Raw genomic sequence first — 18850 nt, forward strand, 5'->3', positions numbered from 1 at the left:
AAAATCCCTCAGCTTTCCTCAGTATCTTCTGCTTCTTTTAAAGCTGCTTCCAAACTTATCCTGCCTTCATACAAGGCTTTCCCTATTACTGCTCCCTTTACCCCTAAAGGCGCAAGCGCCTTTATAGCCCTTATATCCTCCAGGCTGGAAACCCCACCTGAAGCTATGATATTAAGCCCGGTCTTCTCTGCCATCTCTTTTATAAAAGCGAGATTAGGCCCTTTCAGCATACCATCGCGTGATATATCAGTTACTATCGCTGTCTTTACCCCTAAATCCCGCATCCTGATTCCCAGCTGCACCGCCTCTATAGTTGCGGTTTCTAGCCAGCCGGCCACCGCTACCATGCCATCACGGGCATCAATGCCCAGTACAATCTTTTCCGCTCCAAACCTGTCTAAAAGCCGCTTCACAAAATCAGGGCTGCTGACAGCTTTGGTGCCTATAATAACCCGGTCAGCCCCCAGGCTTAAAATATTTTCAATATCTTCTTCGGTTCTAAGCCCGCCTCCTATCTGAAAAGGGATAGCTACCGCTTCTGCGATCTCCCTTATTATTCTCTGGTTTTGAGGTCTTCCCGCAAAAGCACCATCTAAATCTACTATATGCAGATATTTAGCCCCTTTTCTCGCAAAATCCCGGGCTACTTCTGCTGGATTTAAGGCATAAACCTTTTTTTCTTCTGCCTTTCCCTGCACCAGGCGGACACATTTACCTTCTTTAATATCTATTGCCGGATATATAATCATCTCACATCTCTCCAAAATTACGCAAAATTTTTAAACCTGTTTCCCCTGATTTTTCCGGGTGGAACTGGGTAGCAAAGACATTATCCTTTTCCAGAGCCGAAACAAAAGTTATACCATATTCCGTTCTTCCTGCCACCCAGGACTCATCTTCCGGGATAGCATGATAGGAATGAACAAAATAAAAATAACTGTTATCAGCAATTCCTTTAAAAAGCCGGCTTTGCTGACTTTTCTTAACAGCATTCCATCCCATATGCGGAACTTTATAGGAAGGAGGCAAGGTGAACTTTATCACCTTGCCTTTAACTATATTAAGGCCTTCATTTAAACCATCTTCATAGCTTGCACTCAGCAAAAGCTGCATTCCCAAACATATACCTAAAAAAGGGACTCCTTTAGCTATAACTTCTTTTATAGCCTTATCTAAACCTAGTTTTTGCAGATTAGAAACGGCATCAGCAAAAGCTCCTACTCCCGGCAGCACTACCTTTTCTGCCTTTAAAACCTCATCGGCCTTATCCGTTATTAATACCTTATAGCCTAATTTATTAAAACCGTTTTTAACACTGGCCAGATTGCCCATACCATAATCGATTACCGTTATCAAACCCGACTCCTCCACCACCAGATTATTACAGGTTGCCTTTGGATGACCATACCCCTTCGATACGGGGTTCATAATCTATCGCTATCTTTAAAGCCCTGGCAAAAGCCTTAAAAACAGCTTCAGCAATATGATGGTCATTCTCACCCCGGATAAGGTCAATATGCAGATTCATACCTGCATTACTGGCAAGAGCCCGGAAAAATTCCTTTATATTCTCCAGGGCAAAATTGCCGATACTGTCCCTTTTAAATTCTACATTATAAACAAGATAAGAGCGTCCGGAAAGATCAATCACTACCCTTACCAGAGCCTCATCCATAGGTACCGTAGCTTCTCCATAACGGTTTATACCTCTCTTATCTCCCAGAGCCCTGCGCAGAGCTTCTCCCAGGCATATGCCTATGTCTTCCACCGAATGGTGGTCATCAACCTCAATATCGCCCCTGGCCATGACTTTGAGATTGCAGAGGCTGTGTACCGAAAAAAGGGTTAATAAATGGCTTAAAAAAGGTATTTCCGTATCAATCTGGTGATTGCCGGTACCGTCCAGATCCAGCTGTACCAGAACCTCAGTTTCCGCCGTCTTGCGCTGTACTTCTGCTACCCGGCTATCTTTAATCATTTAATCTCTCCTTTCTTACCCTTACCGCATTAGCATGGGCAGTAAGCCCTTCTACTTCTGCTAATTTTATTATGTCATCAGCACTAGCTTTAATTCCGGCACGGGAATAATAAATTATACTGGAACTTTTCATAAAAGTATCTACGGTTACGGGAGAATAAAACCTCGCCGTCCCTCCCGTAGGCAGGATGTGGTTAGGCCCGGCATAATAATCCCCCACCGGTTCCGGAGTATACTGTCCCATAAATATCGCTCCGGCATTTTTAATCTTGCTTAAATAGTCAAAAGGATTCTCAACCATGAGCTCTAAATGTTCAGGAGCTACTTCATTGGCCACTTCACAGGCTTCATCCATACTGGAAGCCAGGATCAGGGCTCCATAACTGCTTAAAGCTTTTTCTATAATTTCCTTACGGGAAAGAAGCTTTATCTGCCGCTTAAGCTCTTCTTCTACCTTATCAATAAGTTCACTGCTGTCAGTTACCAGGATGCTGCGGGCTAAAATATCATGTTCCGCCTGGGACATCATGTCAGCTGCCAGATAGACCGGATCAGCCTTGCTGTCAGCTACAATAAGGATCTCACTGGGACCAGCCAGCATGTCTATATCAACATCGCCATAAACCATCTTCTTAGCCAGGGTTACATATATATTGCCAGGGCCGCTTATAAGATCTACCTTTCTTACGGTTTCTGTTCCCCAGGCCAGGGCAAAAACAGCATGAGCTCCTCCCATTTTGTATATTTCATCCAGCCCCAGCTCAGCAGCTGCTACCAGAGTATAAGGATTCATCTTCCCCTTAGCATCGGGAGGACTTACCATGACAATCTCTTTCACCCCTGCTACCAGGGCAGGAATCGCATTCATAAGCACGGAAGAAGGATAAGCAGCTGTTCCTCCGGGAACATATATACCTACCCTCTCCAGAGGACGATATATCTGTCCGGTTATATTACCTCTTTCATCCGTAGCCCACCAGGAATTTTTAAGCTGTTTTTCATGAAAAGCCGTTATGTTTTCAATAGCAGCTTCTAAAGCATATATATATTCCTCATCTACCAGGCTGTAAGCTTCTTCGATTTCTTCCGGGCTTACGCGGAAATTTTCCCGGGTAATATGGGCTTTGTCAAATTTTAGGGTAAAATCAAATACCGCCTGATCGCCCCTCTCTTTTACCTCCTGTCCTATTTGCGCTACCCCTGCTTCATATTTTTTCAAATCTTCCAGATTCGATTGCAGGAAATTTTTAAGTTCCTCACTTCCCGCCTTAAATCTTCTTACTTCCATCACTTATTACCACCTTTCTCTATTATTTTGGCAAAAGACTCCAGAAGGGGCCTAATCTGGTCATATTTGGTGCGATAACTTACCCGGTTGCATATCAAGCGGGTAGTTGAATCCATTATCTTTACCAGTTCCACCAGGTTGTTTTCCCGCAAGGTTCTCCCGGTAGAAACTATATCTACTATCATGTCAGCAATCCCCATGATAGGTGCCAGCTCTACATTGCCGTGCAGTTTTATTATCTCCACCTGCAAGCCCTGGCTGCGGAAAAAATTCTCCGCCACCACCGGAAACTTGGTAGCTGCCCGCTTATAATTGAGTTCCCGCAAATTTACCTTATCCTTTTCCCGGGGAACAGCCACCACAAAACGGCAGTAGCCATAGCCTAAATCTAAAAGCTCATACACATCTTTTCCCTGTTCTACAATCACATCTTTACCTACTATCCCGAGGTCGGCTGCTCCCTGTTCCACATAAGTGGGAACATCGGTAGGCCGGCACATTATGTATCTTATCTTTTCTTCCTCAAAATTAAAAACCATAGCCCGGCTGTCCTCCGTCACCCCTTCCACCGGCATACCGGCCTCTTCTAAAAGCTTCAGGGTCGGCTTTAAAAGCGTTCCTTTGGACAAGGCAATAGTTAGGTAATCCTGCATCATAGCTGCTTCCTCCATACCTATTTAATCTATATAAACCACCTGACATCCGGGAACAGTTCCTGCTTTTTCTTCCAGTTCATTCCGGCTTCTCCTCTCCACATCCATTTCTACTACATAGCCCATCAGGCGGAGCTCTTCACACTTTTTCATTACCTGGCCTATATCCCTCCCCCCTACCAGGTAAACAGGAGAGGTGGGACAGGGCTCGTCGACAATAAGGGCCAAACGGTCTATCCCTATAGCAAAACCAGTAGCCGGACGGTCCAGGCCAAACTTGCCCAGAAGGTTGTCATAACGTCCGCCTCCTAACAAACCATAACCCAGATCAGGGGAATATCCTTCAAAAACAATCCCGGTATAATAATCAAGCCCTCTTAAAACCCCTGTATCTACCACGATATTTTCTATTACTCCGCACAGCTTGAGGGCCTCATATATTTCTATAAGATCTAAAGCAGCCGCCGAAGCCCTGGCATTTCTTTCTATATAGGGAAGCTGGTCCAGTATTTCCAGCCCTCCGTGTAAAACCGGCATCTTAACCAGGGTTTCTTTAAGCCCTTCGTCAATATCCATGCTTTCCAATAAGCGGGTAAGCTCTACCAGATCTTTTTTCTCGATAAGTTCCCTTATCCTTACCCGATCCTCATAATCTAAACTGCCATCTTCGAGTAAGCTGTTAAAAATGCCTATCTGATTTATGCTTACCTTAAAATCCTTAACTCCTATGGCCTTTAAAGCCTTAACCGCAAGACTTATGACTTCAACATCTGCCCATACGCCGGAAGCGCCTAAAAGTTCAATGCCTGCCTGCCAGAACTCCCGGTACCTGGCCAGCTGAGGCTGCACATGCCGGAACACATTGGCTATATAACAAAGGCGCTGGGGAAACTTTTCTTCTGCCAGATGAATCGAAGCCAGCCTGGCAATAGATACAGTCATCTCCGGACGCAGGGATAAGATCCCTCCTTCCCGGTCCAGGAAAAGAAATAGCTCCTCCCTTATATTCCCGGTTCCCGCTTCTATAACCTCCAGATATTCAAAAGTTGGGGTTATAACCTCTTTATAGCCATAGCTGGCAAAAAGGCTTATAAGCCTGGCTTCGATTATTCTTTTTTTCCGTACTTCCTCCGGTAGGAGATCTCTTAGCCCTTTAGGTATTTTCTTATTCTTCATGTTTTATCTCCTCTTTCAGCCTTTTTAGTACCCTTCTGTAGCCATCAGCTCCATAATCAAGACATCTCTTAACCCGGCTTATGGTAGCCGTACTGGCCCCGGTTTCCCTGGCAATCATATTGTAAGTGGTGTTTTCCATAAGCATCTGGGCCACTTCCAGCCTTTGCGCCATCGCCTTGATTTCACTTATCGTACATAAGTCTTCCAAAAAGCGATAAACATCTTCTTCATCCTTAAGGCATAAAAAAGCCTTCACCAGCAAATCCGTCTTTTCATCTCGCCAATTTGGGAAATAAACCAAGCTTACTCCTCCCAACCTTGAAAAATTTACAAAAGCTGATGGTCATTTATGATAAGGGCAAATGCATATCCTAAATAAGCAGCAGCCCGGCGGCACATGAGCATTTTGGTTAAGAATATCTCAAAATATTCTATTACTGAACAAACCCTGGTGTCTATGCGCATAAGCAAAAGAATGCGTCGGTTTTCCTTATCCACTTTTATTGTAGATCTGGTTACCGCATAATTTACCCGGTCACGGGCCGTAAACAGAGATTTATCTCTCTTTCTTACCCGGGAACGGTGTACATCAGACTTATCAGCCAGAATGAGCGCAGCTGCCACCCGGTTTACACTGCTTCCTTTGGCCTTTTCTTCATGATTGCCTATAGCTCCCATAATAGTAGCTATCTCTTCATAGTCCATGCCTAAATCTAAAAGTACATAAAAAGCAATCATGGCTCCGGATAAACCATGTCCATAGCGGTTCACCAGATTGCCGGCATCATGAAGATAGCCAGCAATAGCTCCTAATTCAGCTTCTCTTTCCGTTGCTCCCACCTGGAGTAAAATATCCCGGCAAAGCTCCGCCGTCCACTCAGCATGTTTCATATTATGCTCAATAGCTCCTATATTGCCGATATATTCATTGCCGCTTAACATATACTGTTTTAAGACCTGGCTTTTCTTTACATCTTCCAGCGTTACCATCCCCGCCCTGTTGCCCTCCTTTAAGTCGACTTTTTCCTATCCGGAAGAATCATCCTGGTACTCCCGTTTCATCCTCTGGGCTTCATGATAGGCACGGGTCCCTTCCGGTATGCTGTCTAAAAGACACAAGCCCTCCTCTTTTTGTCCTTCTTTTATAAGCTCTTTCGCCTTTTGCAAAATAAGATAAGCTTTTTTCTCTTTTTCCGCCTGGCTTATTTTTTCTTCCATCTTGGCTTTTTTACCTAACCTGCCCAGTTCTTTATACCTGGCAATAGCCTGATCATATTTTCCTTCAGCTTCCAGATTAGCCCCTTCGATTATTATTTTCCTTACCTCTATTTTTTCCGGCAGATTAACCAGCATATAGCCATATAAACCTGCAATTAAAACTAGACCTGTCAGAGATAAAAACCAGGCTGCCGAATATTTAGGCCTTTTAAACCAGAATCCCAGTAAAAATATAAAAGGCATGCCCAGTATAAAAGTAATCTTTAAAAATTCCCGCAAAGCCACGGAAAAAAACATAAGGACTATCGCTAAAAGCAAAATTAATGGGCCATAAACTCTAAGCCTCATGATTTCATACCTTTCCTTTTTAAGGCTTTATATCCTATATCGCGCCGGTAATGCATGCCGGCAAAAGAAACCTTGGCTACTTCTTTATAAACTTTATCTATACATTCCTCTATATTCTGCCCCCGGCACACCACATTTAACACCCTGCCTCCATTGGTAACCAGTTTCCCATCCTTTAAAGCCGTCCCGGCATGAAAGAGGAGGGTATCCGGAGAAATATTATTAAGTCCAGTTATCTCCTTCCCTTTTTCATAAGGGCCTGGATAACCGCCGGAAGCCAGAACTACACATATACAGCTTCCTTCTTCCATCTGTGGAACATAGCCGTCAAGTTCACCCCGGGCCACTTTTTCCAGCAGGGTATAAATATCATCTTTGATCATAGGGAGCAAAACCTGAGCTTCCGGATCGCCAAAGCGGGCATTAAATTCCAGCACCTTAGGTTCGCCATCCCTCACCATCAGCCCGGCATAAAGCACGCCGGCATAAGGGGTTCCTTCTTCCTTCATGGCCGCAATCACCGGAGCAATAATCTTTTCCCTGACCTTAACTGCCAGTTTTTCATCATAAAGCGGTGGGTTCACATAAGCCCCCATACCTCCTGTATTAGGGCCTTTATCCCCGTCAAAAACCTGTTTATGGTCCTGGGCTGCCCCCAAAATAACAAAATCCTCTCCGTCACTCAAAGCAAAAACGCTAACCTCTTCTCCCTCTAAAAACTCTTCTATTACTACTTTATCCCCTGCACTTCCTAAGGTCTTTTTAATCATAATATCTTCTATCGCTTCCCGGGCCTGGGCAAAAGTTTCGGCAATTACTACCCCTTTGCCCGCTGCCAGCCCATCAGCCTTTATGACAACTTTTTTCCCCTGGTTAGTATAGTGTTCTGCCCAATCCAATGCCTGCTCGGCATCGGTAAAAACCTCATAAGAAGCCGTCGGGATACCATATTTTTTAAGCAGGTTTTTGGTAAAAGCCTTGCTTCCCTCCAGCCTGGCAGCAGCCCGGGAGGGGCCAAACAGCAAAAGCCCTTTCTCTTTAAAAATATCTGCTATTCCTTGCATTAAAGGGGCTTCCGGTCCTACCACCGTTAAGTCTATCCCCTTTTCCCGGGCAAAAGCAGCCAGCTTATCTATATCCTCAGCTCCTATATCTACACATTCCGCTATCTGTCCTATTCCCGGATTGCCGGGAGCAGCATATATCTTCTCTACCTGCGGACTCAATGAAAGCTTCCAAACCAGGGCATGTTCCCTTCCCCCCTGGCCTACTACCAGCACTTTTTTACCCACCCGATTCCCTCCTAATGTTTAAAATGCCTGATACCTGTAAATATCATGCTTATACCATGTTCACGGCAGGCAGCTATGCTCTCCTCATCCCGCATAGAACCGCCCGGCTGAATTATAGCCTTAATGCCATAAAAAGCGGCCAACTCCACCGTATCTTTAAAGGGGAAGAAAGCATCAGAGGCCATAACTGCTCCCCGGCATTTCTCCTTACCCTGTTCTAAAGCCAGGCGGGCTGCCCCCACCCGGTTCATCTGCCCGGCTCCAATGCCTACCGTCGCCCTGTCTTTAGCCACCACAATGGCATTCGACTTTACATGTTTAACTACCTTCCAGGCAAAAATAAGATCCTCCATTTCCTCTGCTTTCGGTTTTTCCCCGGCTACTACCTGCAAACTATCCGGGGTGAGCTCTTCATTATCACTCTCCTGGAGGAGAAAGCCTCCCATAATTGTTCTTAAAGCAAGTTTCGGCTTTAACCCGTTTTCCAGTCGCAGTATGCGCAAATTCTTCTTGCTGCGCAGAAAAGCAAGGGCCTCTTCTTCATAACCGGGGGCTATTATTACCTCCATAAAAAGCTCGGCTGCTTTTTGCGCCGTTTCCCTATCTACTACCCGGTTAAAAGCTACAATACCTCCAAAGGCCGATACCGGGTCGGCCGCCAGGGCCTTGGCAAAAGCTTCCCCCACATTTTCTCCCAGGGCTACTCCGCAGGGATTAGTATGTTTTATGATAGCACAGGCCGGTTCAGCAAATTCCTGCACCAGGAGATAAGCAGCCTCCGCATCAATTATATTGTTATAGGAAAGCTCTTTCCCATGCAGCTTTTCCGCATCAGCCAGCCCTCTTACCGGCATTATATCCCGGTAAAAAGCTGCCTTCTGGTGGGGATTTTCTCCATAGCGCAAATCATATACCTTTTCTCCCGCCCAGGCCAGACTATCAGGCATAACTTCCCCCTGCAGCCCTGCCAGATAGCGGCTTATCATGCTATCATAAGCAGCAGTATGGCTGAAGGCTTCCACCGCCAGCTTGAACCTGGTTTCCTGATCCACATCACCTTTTTCCCGCAGGAAAGCTAAAACCTGCTCATAATAAACCGGTTTGACAATAACAATAACCCCCTGATAATTCTTGGCGGCTGCCCTTATCATAGCCGGTCCGCCTATATCGATATTTTCTATGGCCTCTTGTAAACTTACCCCCGGTCTGGCAATAGTTTCACGAAAAGGATAAAGATTGACAGCTACTATATCAATCGTTCCTATCCTGTTAGCCTTAAGCTGGCTCAAATGCTCCTCATTGCGTAAAGCCAGAATACCTCCGTGAATAGCTGGATGCAGCGTTTTCACCCTGCCATCAAGTATTTCGGGAAAGCCGGTAATTTCCGACACTTTAGTAACCTTTATCCCGGCTTCTGCAAGCAGTTTGTGCGTTCCTCCCGTCGATATGATTTCATAGCCCAGCTCCTCAAGCCCTCTGGCAAAAGGTACTACCCCGCTTTTATCTGCAACACTGATAAGTGCGCGCTTCATCTTTACTCCCTCTCCTTTTCACCTGATAATCACCCGGCGGCCCTCCAGATAAAGCCTTCCCTCAGCTAGAAGCTGCAAGGCCTGCCAGTAAATCTGGTGTTCTTTTTCCAGAATACGTAGAGATAAGGTTTCTACCGTATCTTCCTGATAAACAGGAACTACTTCCTGCAGAACAATCGGCCCGGTATCCATACCTTCATCTACAATATGTACTGTACACCCGCTGTATCTTACTCCATATTCCAGAGCCTGCTTTTGCGCATCAAGCCCGGTAAAAGAAGGCAGAAGTGCAGGATGGATATTAAAAACCCGCAAGGGAAACTCCTTTAAGAAATCCCTCCCCAGAAGACGCATATAGCCAGCCAGAACTACTACATCCACCCCATATGCTCGCAAAATCCTGGTCATCTCTTCTTCAAACTTTTCCCGGCAGGGATAAGATAAAGGATCGACAAAAAAAGCATCTATTCCCCGCTCCCGGGCTTTTAAAAGCGCCGGGGCCTCTTTTTTATCACTCAGCAAAACTTTTATCTCGGCATCAAGCCGTCCTTCCTTTACCGCTTCATATATGGCCAGGAAGTTGCTTCCCCGCCCGGAAGCCAGAATACCAAGTTTAAGCCTTCCCGGCTCTTTTATCCTTATCATATTATCCTTACCCTTTCTGCTCCTTTTTTTATCTTTCCTATTACTATAGGCTTTTCTCCTTTAATATGCAAATGCTTTAAAGCTTTATCAAGATGATGTGAGGGGGTTATAATAAGAAATCCTGCCCCTAAGTTAAAAGTTCTGAGCATTTCTTCTTTTTTCACCTTTCCCCATTTTTGAATAAGCTTAAAAATCGGATAAAAAGGAAGTTTATCCCCCTCTATCTCTCCGGTCAATCCTTCCGGCATTATGCGGGCTAAATTTTCCGGAATGCCTCCCCCGGTAATATGAGCCATCCCCCTTACCTCTACTTCATCCAGCAGGGAAAGCACCGGTTTTACATAAATGCGGGTAGGGGTTAACAACTCTTCCGCCAGGTTTTTTCCCAGTTCTTCCACCTCATCCTCCAGCCGGTAGCCGGCTTCTTCCATAAGCACCCTGCGAGCCAGGGAATAACCGTTGGCATGAAGACCGGAAGAAGGCAGGGCGATTATGATATCTCCTTCTTCGATGCGGCTGCCGTCAATAAGCTTTTTCTTCTCTACTACCCCTACAGCAAAACCGGCCAGATCATACTCATCTTCTTTGTAAAATCCGGGAAGTTCTGCCGTTTCTCCCCCTATCAGGGCACATCCGGCCTCCTTGCACCCTAAACTTATACCCTTAACCAGTTCTTCTATCATCTCCGGCTTTAATCTGCCTACGGCAATATAGTCTAAAAAAAAGAGGGGTTCAGCACCGTGTACCAGTATATCATTCACACACATGGCTACCAGATCTATCCCCACCGTATCATGCCTGCCGGTCAGCTGAGCAATCCTGAGTTTAGTTCCTACTCCATCCGTGCCGGAAACTAAAACGGGCTCCCGGTATTTATCTACATCCAGGGCAAAAAAACCGCCAAAAGCTCCTATGCTGGAGAGCACCTCTTTTCTCCGGGTCATCTCCGTCCATTTTTTTATCATTTCTACTGCCCTACCCGCTGCCTCAATATCTACTCCGGCTTCTTTATAAGTAAGCCCTTTTTCTTCCACCAGTTTCCCTCCTCCTGCCTTCTATATTTTTACCGGATAATCACCGCTAAAACAGGCCGTGCAGAAAAACTTGTCATCCCTCTTTAAGGCCGCAAACATTCCTTCCATGCTTATATAGTACAGGCTATCTGCTCCAATAAACTCCCTTATCGCTTCTTTATCCATCTTGTTCGCTATAAGCTCTTCCCGCCTTGAGGTATCTATACCATAAAAACAGGGGAAACGGGTCGGAGGGGAAGCTATGAGCATGTGTATCTCTACCGCTCCTGCATCTCTTAACATCTGGATTATTTTTTTACTGGTAGTTCCCCTTACAATCGAATCATCGATCATGATGATCCTTTTTCCCTTTACCACTTCCTCAATAGCATTGAGCTTAAGCTTAACTCCCAGCTCTCTCATCTGCTGGGTAGGCTGGATAAAAGTCCTGCCTACATAGCGGTTTTTCATAAGTCCTTCTTCAAAAGGAAGCCCGGCCTCATCGGCATAGCCTAAAGCTGAAGCGGTACCGGAATCGGGAACTGATATGACCAGATCGGCAGCGATAAGGTTTTCCCGGGCCAGCTGCCTTCCCAGTTCCCTTCTTGCTTTATAAACATTAATTCCATCCAGGGTACTGTCCGGACGGGCAAAATAGATGTATTCAAAAACACAGTGGGCACGATAAGGCAGATTAGAAGCTTTTAAGGAACGCAAACCCTTATCATCAATAACTACTATCTCCCCCGGTTCTACATCCCTTATAAAAGTTGCTCCCACCGTGTCCAGAGCTGCCGATTCCGAAGCCAGCACATAAGCATCATCAAGGCTTCCCAGACACAAAGGCCTTATGCCTAAAGGATCGCGCACCCCGATAAGTTTATCCTCCGTCATGATAAGAAGGGCATAAGCTCCCTTCATATCAATCATGCACTTGGCCAGGGCATCTTCCAGCTTATCCTGGGAATAGCGGGCTAAAAGGTTGGCTACTACTTCGGTATCGGTGGTGGTCTGAAAAACCGAACCATAAGTGGCCAGGCGTTTTCTCAGTTCTTCAGCATTAACCAGGTTTCCATTATGGGCCAGGGCTACCATACCATTAAGGTAATGAAAAACCAGAGGCTGGGCATTTACCGCAATGCTGGCCCCGGTAGTAGAATAACGGACATGGCCTATGGCCATATAGCCATCAAGGTCTTTTATATTCTCACTGCGGATCACCTCGGTAACTAGTCCCATGCCTTTTAAAAGCTTTATTCCCCTGCCATCAGAAACAGCAATACCTGCACTTTCCTGTCCCCGGTGCTGCAGGGCATAAAGGCCGTAAAAAGCTGTACGCGCCACATCTATATCATCCCGCCCCCGGGCAAAAATACCAAAAACCCCGCACTCATGCCTTAATTCCTTTTCTATTTCATCAAACACGCAATCGCCTCCCCCCAGAGTTTTTTACCCTCTTTAAGCAGCAATGCCGTTTGGTTTCCCTTTCGGTCACAGAAAATCATTTCTTTTCCTTTCACCCTTCCTATAACCTGGCAGGGGATAGAGGCTTTAGCACAGGCTTCCTCAAGCAAGGCAAGTTTTTCCTCCCTCAAGCTTACCACCACCCGGCCGGGGGCTTCGGAAAACATAAAGCCTCTTTTTAATTCCGGCATTTCGGCCTCAAAACCGATATCCCCGGTTATAGCACATTCGGCCAGGGCCACAGCCAGCCCTCCTTCACTCACATCATGGCAGGAAGCTAGGAGCTTTTGCCCGGTAAGATAGAGGATAAGTTCTATAAGCCTTTTAAGCTCTTCTAAGTCTATATCCGGAACTTTTCCTTTTTCGATGCCATGGCATACCGCCAGATATTCGGAACCGCCCAGCTCTTCCCGCATCCTGCCCAAAAGGCAAATTACATCCCCTTCCCTCTTAAAAGCCATATCACATCGTTTATCAATATCATAAAGCATTCCCACCATGCCTACTACGGGGGTAGGATATACCGCCCGTTCGGTACTTTCATTATAGAGGCTTACATTACCGCTAACTACCGGTGTGCCGAGAACCACAGCCGCTTCGCTCATACCTTTTACCGCTTCTTGGAGCTGCCAGTAGATTTCCGGCTTTTCCGGGTTGCCAAAATTAAGGCAGTTGGTAAAAGCTAAAGGTTTGGCCCCCACACAGGCCAGGTTCAAAGCCGCCTCGGCTATGGCCATCATCCCTCCCCGATAAGGATCAAGATAGACCATGCGGCTGTTGCAGTCCACCGTAGCAGCCAGCCCTTTCCTCGTACCCTTTATCCTGAGCACAGCCGCATCGCCATGTCCCGGCAGGATTACCGTGTTGGTCATCACCTGATAATCATATTGCGCATAAACCCATTTCTTGCTGGCAATATTAGGGGAAGACAAAAGCCTAATCCATGCTTCTTTGAGGTCAACTTCCGGCAGCTTTTCCGGGCTAAAATCCTGCGCTTCCTTATAATAATCAGGTACCCTGCCTTCCCTTACATAAACCGGACACCCTTCGGTAAGGGCCTTTACCGGAACTTCCGCCACCTTTCTTTCTCCTTCCTGCACCCGGAAAACCCCGTCATCAGTTACTTCGCCGATAACCGCAGCATCAAGTCCCCATCTGTCAAAAATTTCCGCAATCCTTTTTTCACAACCACTTTTGGGAATAATAAGCATCCTTTCCTGGGATTCCGACAGCATAACTTCATAAGGGGTCATGCCTTCTTCCCGGCGGGGAACCTTCAGCACATCTATGACTGCCCCCTTGCCTTTTTTGCTTACCGTTTCCGCCACCGAGCTTACCAGCCCAGCTGCTCCCAGATCCTGCATTCCATCTACCAGATCTTCCTTGATAAGCTCCAGACATGCTTCAATAAGGAGCTTTTCCATAAAAGGGTCTCCCACCTGTACTGCCGGCCTTTTCGCCGCCGACTCTTCGGAAAGCTCTTCCGAAGCGAAAGTAGCTCCATGAATCCCATCTCTTCCTGTTTTAGCCCCTACCAGCATAATAGGGCTGCCGGCGCGTCCCGCTACCGCCTTCTTTATCTCTTCCTGTTTTACCAGTCCTATACACATAGCATTAACCAGGGGATTTTCCTTATAGCAGTCATTAAAATACACTTCCCCTCCTACCGTAGGTATGCCCAAACAATTGCCATAATCCCCTATCCCGGCTACTACCCCGGCAAAAAGCTCCTTTACCCGCTCATCATCAAGCTTCCCAAAGCGCAGAGAATTCAAGAGAGCAATAGGCCTTGCCCCCATAGTAAATATATCCCGCACAATGCCCCCTACACCGGTAGCTGCTCCTTGATAAGGCTCAATAGCCGAAGGATGGTTGTGGCTCTCAATCTTAAAAACCAGCGCATCTCCATCTCCTATATCGATTATGCCGGCATTTTCCCCCGGTCCCTGAATTACACATGCTCCGCGGGTGGGAAAAAGCTTTAAAAGCGGGCGCGAATTTTTATACCCGCAGTGTTCAGACCACATAACGGAAAACATGCCTAATTCCAGTTCATTAGGCTCGCGTCCCATAAAATCCAAAATCAACTTATATTCATCATCCGTTAAACCCAGATCCCGGTAATTCATCTTGATGCCTCCTTTGCCCATTTAATCATCGATGCAAAAATCTTAAACCCGTCTGTGCCGCCTAAAATCTCTTCACTGCACCTTTCCGGATGAGGCATCATCCCCAGGACATTTCCTTCCTTATTTATAATCCCGGCAATATTAGCCAGAGACCCATTAGGATTATATTCATCACTTACTTCCCCCTGCGGGCTGCAGTAGGTAAAAAGTATCTGCCGGTTGGCCTTAAGTTCTTCTAATATTTCCGGTGGACAGTAGTAATTGCCTTCTCCATGCGCGATAGGAATCTTTACGACTTCTCCTGGAGCAAACAGATGGGAAAATGGCGTGTCAGTGCGGTTTACTTTGAGGTGTACCTGGTCACATATAAACTTAAGGCTGCGGTTGCGCAGCATGGCGCCGGGAAGAAGCCCTGCTTCCAGAAGGATCTGAAATCCATTGCATATACCTATGACCAGCCCTCCCCGGGCGGCAAACTCCTTAACCGCAGACATTACCGGGGAAAAGCGGGCAATCGCCCCTGCTCGCAGGTAATCACCATAAGAAAAACCTCCGGGCAGGATAACGGCATCTACCCCCTGTAAATCAGTTTCTTTATGCCATATATAACAGGCTTCTTCCTGCATAACATCCTTTATAACATGATAACAGTCAGCATCACAGTTAGAACCCGGGAAAACGACAATCCCAAAACGCATAGTTTTTACTCTCCCCCCACTATTTCTACCCGGTAGTCTTCAATCACCGGATTGGCTAAAAGCTCGGCACTCATCTTTTCTACTTTTCTTAACGCTTCTTCCCTGCTTTCTGCCTCCAGCCATACTTCAATAAATTTGCCTATGCGGACTTCATTAACCCCTTTATAGCCCATAACATGCAATGATTTCTTTACCGCATCACCTTTGGGATCCAGCACTCCCGGCTTTAATACCACATAAACATGTGCCTTATACAAAACCTAACCCTCCCCGCTGTAAACATCTAGCGCAAGCCTGCCAGCTTGCCTTCAATCCTTCTTACCACTTCCATATAGGCTTCTTCTTCCTTGCCCAAATCCCTGCGGAAACGGTCCTTGTCCAGTTTTTCCAGACTTACCTTATCCCATAAACGGCAGGTATCAGGAGATATTTCATCCCCCAGAACTATCCGGCCATCTAGCCTTCCAAACTCCAGCTTGTAGTCAACCAGTATAATACCTATACTGTCAAAAAAGGGAAGTAAAACCTCATTTATCTCCAAGGCCTTTTCCTGCATAGCCTTAAGCTCTTCCCGGGTAGCCCAGCCCATGACTTCGGCATGGTATTCATTTATCATAGGATCACCCAGTTCATCATTCTTGTAGTAAAATTCGAGAATCGTTCCCTTAAGTTCAGTACCTTCTTCCAGCCCCAGCCTTTTAGCAAGGCTTCCCGCTACCCGGTTGCGCACCACTATTTCTACCGGTATCATATCCAGCTTTTTGACCAGCACATTCCTCTCATCTATTTCTTCCAGCAGGTGGGTTTCAATTCCGTTCTTTTCCAAAAGACGGAAAAGAAGGTTGGTCACCCGATTATTCATTATCCCTTTATGGGGAATGACCCCCTTTTTGGCTCCATCAAAAGCTGTGGCATCATCTTTGTAATACATCCACAGCACCCCGGGGTCATCAGTAGCATAAATCTTCTTGGCCTTCCCTTCATATAAAAATTCTCCTCTCTTTGGCATCCTCTTTCCTCCCCGTTTTTTATTTACTCCAGTCCACAGCGTTTAAAAATATAATCTACATTCGCAGTATATATAGACAGGTCAAAAACCTTTTCCAGTTCCTCCGGGCTAATAACTTTCATAATATCTTCATCAGCGGTTACCAGTTCCTTGAAATCAAGCTTTTCTTCCCAGCTTTTCATGGCATTTCTCTGTACCAGCCGGTAAGCTTCCTCCCGCAACATACCTTTTTTGACCAGAGCCAGCATCAATTCCTGGGAAAATACCAGTCCCCGGGTGCGGTTTATATTTTCCCGCATATTATCTTCATAAACTACCAGTCCTTCCATAATCCCGGTAAACTTAGCCAGCATATAATCAACCAGGATACAGCTGTCAGGAATAATAACCCTTTCGACGGAAGAATGGGTCAAATCCCTTTCATGCCAGAGAGCTACATTTTCCAGAGCAGCCAGAGCATTAGCCCTTACTACCCGGGAAAGGCCGGCTACCCTTTCACTCATCATCGGATTGCGTTTGTGCGGCATAGCAGAAGACCCTTTCTGCCCTTTGCGGAAAGGTTCCTCTACCTCGAGAATATCTGTGCGCTGCAGATTTCTGATTTCCGTAGCCATCTTTTCCAGGGAGCTGGCAATAACTGCCAGGGTGCACATAAACTGGGCATGGCGATCCCTTTGTATAATCTGGGTAGACACGGGACACGGTTTTAAGCCTAGTTTGGCACAAACATACTCTTCTACCCGGGGGTCCAGGTGGGCAAAATTGCCTACCGCTCCGGAAATAGCCCCATAAGCTATGTTTTCCCGGGCCTGTCTTAGCCTTTCTATATTTCTTTCCATTTCCGCATACCATAAAGCCATCTTAAGCCCAAAAGTCGTAGGCTCTCCATGTATGCCGTGGGTGCGGCCTATTATCAGGGTGTACTTATACCTTCTAGCCTTTTCCCCGATAACTTCTTTAAGCCTTACCATTTTGTCCATTATAAGATCAGAAGCATCCCGCATCTGCATAGCCAAACCGGTATCCAGAATATCCGAGGAAGTCATGCCCAGATGTATATACTTGGATTCTTCTCCTACATACTCCGCTACATTGGTAAGAAAAGCAATTACATCATGGTGGACCTCAGCTTCAATTTCCCTTATACGTTCGATATTAAAAGCCGCCTTCCTCTTAATAGCTTCTACTGCTTCCTGAGGAATTTTCCCCAGCTCTGCCCAGGCCTCACAGGCAGCGATCTCAATTTTAAGCCAGTTATTAAGCTTATTCTCTTCACTCCAGATAGCTCCCATTTCCGGCAGGGTATATCTCGCAATCATCTATTTTCCTCCTTTTTGCTCCAGATAAGCTTCTGCTCCCAGCTCTTTAAGTTTTCTATCCTTGTTCCTTACCTCTTCTGCCATCTGGCGGCGGTATTCCTTAATATTTTGTCTTACTTTTGCGTCTTTTACCCCGATTATTTCCGCGGCCAGAATAGCAGCATTAGCACTGCCGTTAATGGCTACCGTTGCTACGGGAATACCTTTAGGCATCTGGACAATAGAATAAAGCGAATCTACTCCGGATAAGGTAGAAGTCTTTATCGGCACCCCAATAACCGGAACTACGGTAGAGGCAGCAATTACTCCCGGCAGGTGAGCTGCTCCGCCTGCTCCGGCTATAATCACATCCAAACCTCTCTCTTCTGCCTTTTCTGCATACTCTGCCGTTTCCCTGGGCAAACGGTGAGCCGAACAGACGGTAAACTCGTAATCTATCCCCAGCTTTTCCAGCATATCCCCGGCTTCCTTCATAACCGGCAGATCAGAATCACTCCCCATAATAATGCCGACTTTAGGCATAGTATCCCTCCCATTCTGGTTTTTAAATTAAAAAGCCCAAGAGGCAGGTTCGAAACGAAACCTGTCCGCCTGGGCTTTTATCCCTATACGGTGTAGTGCCTCTCTTAAACTAAAGGCACCTGTGCCACTTGGACCAGTCCATGCCTTGCTGCATGCGGAACCCTAGGCACACTTTCGCATTTCCGTATTCACTTTTACATCTTGATACTAACAAAGGTTTAAAGGTATGTCAATGTGCTACCCAATCTTTTTACAAAAGCTTTACAAATCTTTAATCAGCCTTTGCAAAGCCGACAAATCCTTTTTGAGCTGCCAGGCCTCTTTTCTTATCTCCTCATCGCCTGCATTTAATATATTACCCCAGTCCACCCCATCTTCTATCTCCTGCAGGCGTTTAACAATGCCGGCTATAACTATTTTTATAAAATCCTTTTCCTCACCTTCTTCAGGTTCATTTTTAAAGAATTCTCTTCCCACCTTGCCCTGCCCACCTTTTCCTTTTTACCCGCATTTTCCCCTTTTAATCTGCAAGTTATACCATATAATATGCATATAAGTTATAATAG

Annotated in this window: 21 protein-coding genes and 1 riboswitch; all 21 genes read right to left on the reverse strand. The window is 46.0% G+C overall.

The features are described from left to right. Nucleotides 1-8: 8 nt before the first annotated feature. The 21 genes from hisA to BUB92_RS00195 all read right to left on the reverse strand — a co-directional run bounded on the left by hisA (nt 9) and on the right by BUB92_RS00195 (nt 18761). Nucleotides 9-749 (reverse strand): 1-(5-phosphoribosyl)-5-[(5-phosphoribosylamino)methylideneamino]imidazole-4-carboxamide isomerase, encoded by a 741-nt coding sequence (gene hisA / locus BUB92_RS00095; protein WP_073088735.1) that lies wholly within the window; start codon nt 747-749, stop codon nt 9-11. A 1-nt stretch (nt 750) separates the two neighbouring features. After that, on the reverse strand, nt 751-1356 hold the full coding sequence (gene hisH, locus BUB92_RS00100; protein ID WP_073088736.1) for an imidazole glycerol phosphate synthase subunit HisH: 606 nt from the start codon (nt 1354-1356) through the stop codon (nt 751-753). Between the two features lie 25 nt (nt 1357-1381). Further along, nucleotides 1382-1975 carry an imidazoleglycerol-phosphate dehydratase HisB gene (hisB, locus tag BUB92_RS00105; RefSeq protein WP_479725426.1) on the reverse strand — a complete coding sequence of 198 codons (594 nt, stop codon included), beginning with the start codon at nt 1973-1975 and terminating at the stop codon, nt 1382-1384. Continuing rightward, the gene (gene hisD, locus BUB92_RS00110) at nt 1971-3266 is read right to left on the reverse strand and encodes a histidinol dehydrogenase (RefSeq protein WP_084728228.1); all 1296 of its coding nucleotides are present in this window, start codon (nt 3264-3266) and stop codon (nt 1971-1973) included. The genes hisB and hisD overlap by 5 nt, the downstream gene beginning before the upstream one ends. After that, the gene (gene hisG, locus BUB92_RS00115) at nt 3266-3922 is read right to left on the reverse strand and encodes an ATP phosphoribosyltransferase (RefSeq protein WP_073088739.1); all 657 of its coding nucleotides are present in this window, start codon (nt 3920-3922) and stop codon (nt 3266-3268) included. The genes hisD and hisG overlap by 1 nt, the downstream gene beginning before the upstream one ends. 21 nt (nt 3923-3943) lie before the next feature. Continuing rightward, complete coding sequence (gene hisZ, locus BUB92_RS00120) at nt 3944-5095, reverse strand: ATP phosphoribosyltransferase regulatory subunit (RefSeq protein ID WP_073088741.1); 1152 nt, start codon at nt 5093-5095, stop codon at nt 3944-3946. Next, nucleotides 5085-5396: a YerC/YecD family TrpR-related protein gene (locus BUB92_RS00125; protein WP_073088742.1), complete on the reverse strand. Its 312-nt coding sequence runs from the start codon at nt 5394-5396 to the stop codon at nt 5085-5087. Before BUB92_RS00125 ends, hisZ begins: the two co-directional genes overlap by 11 nt. A gap of 26 nt (nt 5397-5422) precedes the next feature. Then, nucleotides 5423-6085, reverse strand: coding sequence for an HD domain-containing protein (locus BUB92_RS00130; RefSeq protein ID WP_073088744.1), 663 nt, complete (start codon nt 6083-6085; stop codon nt 5423-5425). Between the two features lie 36 nt (nt 6086-6121). Continuing rightward, the gene (locus tag BUB92_RS00135; RefSeq protein WP_073088745.1) at nt 6122-6661 is read right to left on the reverse strand and encodes a hypothetical protein; all 540 of its coding nucleotides are present in this window, start codon (nt 6659-6661) and stop codon (nt 6122-6124) included. Further along, entirely contained in the window at nt 6658-7953 is a 1296-nt protein-coding gene (purD, locus tag BUB92_RS00140) for a phosphoribosylamine--glycine ligase (RefSeq protein WP_073088747.1), read from the reverse strand. Before purD ends, BUB92_RS00135 begins: the two co-directional genes overlap by 4 nt. Before the next feature lie 11 nt (nt 7954-7964). Beyond that, nucleotides 7965-9485 carry a bifunctional phosphoribosylaminoimidazolecarboxamide formyltransferase/IMP cyclohydrolase gene (gene purH / locus BUB92_RS00145; protein WP_073088749.1) on the reverse strand — a complete coding sequence of 507 codons (1521 nt, stop codon included), beginning with the start codon at nt 9483-9485 and terminating at the stop codon, nt 7965-7967. Between the two features lie 18 nt (nt 9486-9503). Then, nucleotides 9504-10130 carry a phosphoribosylglycinamide formyltransferase gene (gene purN, locus BUB92_RS00150; protein WP_073088750.1) on the reverse strand — a complete coding sequence of 209 codons (627 nt, stop codon included), beginning with the start codon at nt 10128-10130 and terminating at the stop codon, nt 9504-9506. Next, nucleotides 10127-11167, reverse strand: a complete 1041-nt coding sequence (gene purM, locus BUB92_RS00155; RefSeq protein WP_073088752.1) for a phosphoribosylformylglycinamidine cyclo-ligase — start codon at nt 11165-11167, stop codon at nt 10127-10129. Before purM ends, purN begins: the two co-directional genes overlap by 4 nt. An 18-nt stretch (nt 11168-11185) precedes the next feature. Further along, nucleotides 11186-12568 (reverse strand): amidophosphoribosyltransferase, encoded by a 1383-nt coding sequence (purF, locus tag BUB92_RS00160; RefSeq protein ID WP_073088754.1) that lies wholly within the window; start codon nt 12566-12568, stop codon nt 11186-11188. Beyond that, nucleotides 12553-14736 carry a phosphoribosylformylglycinamidine synthase subunit PurL gene (purL, locus tag BUB92_RS00165; RefSeq protein ID WP_073088755.1) on the reverse strand — a complete coding sequence of 728 codons (2184 nt, stop codon included), beginning with the start codon at nt 14734-14736 and terminating at the stop codon, nt 12553-12555. Before purL ends, purF begins: the two co-directional genes overlap by 16 nt. After that, nucleotides 14733-15434: a phosphoribosylformylglycinamidine synthase subunit PurQ gene (gene purQ, locus BUB92_RS00170; protein WP_073088757.1), complete on the reverse strand. Its 702-nt coding sequence runs from the start codon at nt 15432-15434 to the stop codon at nt 14733-14735. Before purQ ends, purL begins: the two co-directional genes overlap by 4 nt. A 5-nt stretch (nt 15435-15439) precedes the next feature. Then, nucleotides 15440-15691, reverse strand: coding sequence for a phosphoribosylformylglycinamidine synthase subunit PurS (purS, locus tag BUB92_RS00175; RefSeq protein WP_073088759.1), 252 nt, complete (start codon nt 15689-15691; stop codon nt 15440-15442). A 26-nt stretch (nt 15692-15717) separates the two neighbouring features. Further along, nucleotides 15718-16443, reverse strand: coding sequence for a phosphoribosylaminoimidazolesuccinocarboxamide synthase (gene purC / locus BUB92_RS00180; RefSeq protein ID WP_073088760.1), 726 nt, complete (start codon nt 16441-16443; stop codon nt 15718-15720). A 23-nt stretch (nt 16444-16466) separates the two neighbouring features. Further along, complete coding sequence (purB, locus tag BUB92_RS00185; RefSeq protein ID WP_073088762.1) at nt 16467-17762, reverse strand: adenylosuccinate lyase; 1296 nt, start codon at nt 17760-17762, stop codon at nt 16467-16469. Then, a complete protein-coding gene (gene purE / locus BUB92_RS00190; RefSeq protein WP_073088764.1) occupies nt 17763-18284 on the reverse strand; it encodes a 5-(carboxyamino)imidazole ribonucleotide mutase in 522 nt (173 codons plus the stop codon). Nucleotides 18285-18348: 64 nt separating this feature from the next. Beyond that, nucleotides 18349-18461: riboswitch (guanidine-I (ykkC/yxkD leader) on the reverse strand. A gap of 84 nt (nt 18462-18545) precedes the next feature. Beyond that, complete coding sequence (locus tag BUB92_RS00195; protein WP_073088766.1) at nt 18546-18761, reverse strand: hypothetical protein; 216 nt, start codon at nt 18759-18761, stop codon at nt 18546-18548. Between the last annotated feature and the right edge of the window lie 89 nt (nt 18762-18850).

The organism is Thermosyntropha lipolytica DSM 11003, from assembly GCF_900129805.1.
In the GTDB taxonomy this organism is placed as follows: Bacteria; Bacillota; Syntrophomonadia; order Syntrophomonadales; family Syntrophomonadaceae; genus Thermosyntropha; species Thermosyntropha lipolytica.